Consider the following 2,407-nt stretch of genomic DNA (forward strand, 5'->3'; position numbering starts at 1 on the left):
AGACATCGGTCTTCCCTTCGGGTTGCCCCGATGGAAATGGCGTTTTGTTTCCAAAACTGTTTTTCCTGATTACATATTATGCAAGAGTTTCAGTCTGGTTCCTAAATTATTCAATAAAAAACAGACTGTAGAGATTTTCGTCTTTTTGTATTAATTACCCCACCCAGATCTTTTCCCCTTGTTTTTAAGTATGAATGCAATAGCTAGGATGAAACCAAGGGCTAACCTCTTCTAATTTGAAAGTAAACTTTTAAATATTAGTTTACTTTCAAATATTTATATTATTAATTTTTAATGAGATAATTAAAATACTATAGGAGGTTGATACACTTGATGAAATTTTTCTTTATTTTATCCGCTCTTTCAGCAATAATATTACCTTTAGTAAATAAAACATCATTAGCAATTTTATTTACCAGTTTATTTTTTATACTTGCTATATTTTTTAGTAAACCCCGGTTTATTAAAAAATAATACAATAGTTAACTCCCCAAGATTGTTATAAAAATTAAGATTTCAACTTATATTACCCTTTCTTGCGAAAGTAAACTTTTGAATATTAGTTTACATTCATTTCCCCTTAATCATTGACTTCTCGACAAATCATCTGATATCCTCGAAATACACAACAAAAGTATACATTCAAAACACTGTAAATAAAGAGGTCGAAAATCTATGAATAAAAAACCACATCTCATTGATGTCCAACCCATCCGTAGCAAAGAACAAATTGAAGATATGAAATGGGCTCTTAAACGTCATTGTTCTGAACGAGACTATATTCTGTTTCTTATCGGCATCCATACCGGATTACGTGTGAGCGATCTACTTCAACTTGAAACACAAACCATATTGAAATTAAAACGCAAAAAAAGAAAAGAATTCAAAATCAAAGAAGGAAAAACAAAGAAAGAACGCATGATTAATCTTACTTCCATTTTTGATGAGGTATATTCCTATGCTCAAACTCTAGATAATACCTGGTTATTTCCTTCTCGAAAAGGAGACAAACCCATTAGTAAGATCCAGGCTTATCGACAATTGCAAAAAGCCGGAGATTTTGCCAGTGTAGAATCCATCGGTACTCACACCATGCGCAAAACCTTCGGCTATTGGTTCTATAAACAAACAAAAGATGTAGCCATGTTGCAAGAAATACTAAATCACAGCACACCACAAATTACACTTAAATATATTGGAATTAATAAAGAAGAAAAAGATAATATTTTAGACGAATTTTATCTTTAAAGGGGTCCTACCAACAAAACACGGAAAACGAACGTTTTTAATTTGGATGGGAATCCAATACATATTATTAAAATTAAAGTGGTTCAAGTCGGAGAAAAGCACCTTAGGGTGTCTTATCTTTATTTTCAAAAAGACCTGCTCATTCTGTTCATAAAAACATAAAATAATGAGAATCGATTAAAACAATATCTTACCTATTGTTCTATCTCCTAATTGAAGGAGGAAAAAATATGAGTTTTGGTGGTTCTTGTGGTGGCTTTGGTGGCGGATTTGCTTTAATAATCGTTCTGTTCATCCTGTTAATCATTATCGGATGTAGTTGTTGGGGCGGCGGTGGCGGATTCGGATACTAAAAAAGTAGGCGCTCATTTGAGTGTCTTTTCTTTTTGTCTCATTTAAAATTTCACATACCATATATAATTGATAAAACCAAATTCAGAAGTAAGTCATATTCTAACAGTGCCCCACCCTAATAAACGATCCTAGTAGGGATAGATAGTAGACACATTTTAACGTTTTTATACTCTAAGGGATTCTCAAAACTCATTAACACAATTTGAATTAAAATTTTGATTTAAAGATGAATTTTGAGACTGGGTGAATCTTTTACAGTAGTAAAATCAACATTTTTTTATATTAAAATTTGCTTAGCCTATATTTTCGTTAAAATGTTGGTGGTACCCCTTAAATAAAAAATCCACACTTAACTAGACTTATATACTCACACCATCCTCTCTAGACGAGCATAAGATGTACTAACGAACGAAAGGGGGTAATATTATGGGTTTTGGTTTTTGTGGTGGAGGTTGTGATTTCGATAGATTTGATCGTCGAAGAGAAGATCGTCGAAGAGAAGATCATCGAAAAGAAGATCATCGAAGAGAAGAGAATAATCCCGAGTTACTACAATTTTTAAGAACATTAACTCCTGGTACTTGTGTTGTTATTCAATATGATCATCAAAGACCTACAAGTGCAACATTCCAAGGTTTTCAAGGAAACAACGTCATTATTTTATCTGACTTTGATTGTTTCCCAGGATTAGCACGTATTGCTGTTAATAAAATTAACGTAATCTCTATAAATTCACCTGATTGTGATCGTTTCTGTTGCAAACGTCGTAGACATTGCAGAGAATGTGATGAGCATAAACATGAAC

Annotated in this window: 3 protein-coding genes; all 3 read left to right on the top strand. The window is 32.6% G+C overall.

What is annotated here, in order from left to right; translation table 11 throughout:
* Window positions 1-675: 675 nt before the first annotated feature.
* The gene (locus BAU28_RS19035; RefSeq protein WP_071719582.1) at window positions 676-1,248 is read left to right on the top strand and encodes a tyrosine-type recombinase/integrase; all 573 of its coding nucleotides are present in this window, start codon (window positions 676-678) and stop codon (window positions 1,246-1,248) included.
* Between the two features lie 230 nt (window positions 1,249-1,478).
* Complete coding sequence (locus tag BAU28_RS19040) at window positions 1,479-1,601, top strand: YjcZ family sporulation protein (protein WP_002174933.1); 123 nt, start codon at window positions 1,479-1,481, stop codon at window positions 1,599-1,601.
* Window positions 1,602-2,028: 427 nt separating this feature from the next.
* Window positions 2,029-2,407: hypothetical protein (locus tag BAU28_RS19045; protein ID WP_071719583.1), on the top strand; the 379-nt coding region annotated here is incomplete at its 3' end.

Source organism: Bacillus paramycoides, assembly GCF_001884235.1.
Classification (GTDB): Bacteria; Bacillota; Bacilli; order Bacillales; family Bacillaceae_G; genus Bacillus_A; species Bacillus_A paramycoides.

Bases quoted from the DNA above. Each gene is read 5' to 3' on its own strand.
- BAU28_RS19035 (WP_071719582.1), top strand. From the start codon at position 676: ATGAATAAAAAACCACATCTCATTGATGTCCAACCCATCCGTAGCAAA.
- BAU28_RS19040 (WP_002174933.1), top strand. From the start codon at position 1,479: ATGAGTTTTGGTGGTTCTTGTGGTGGCTTTGGTGGCGGATTTGCTTTA.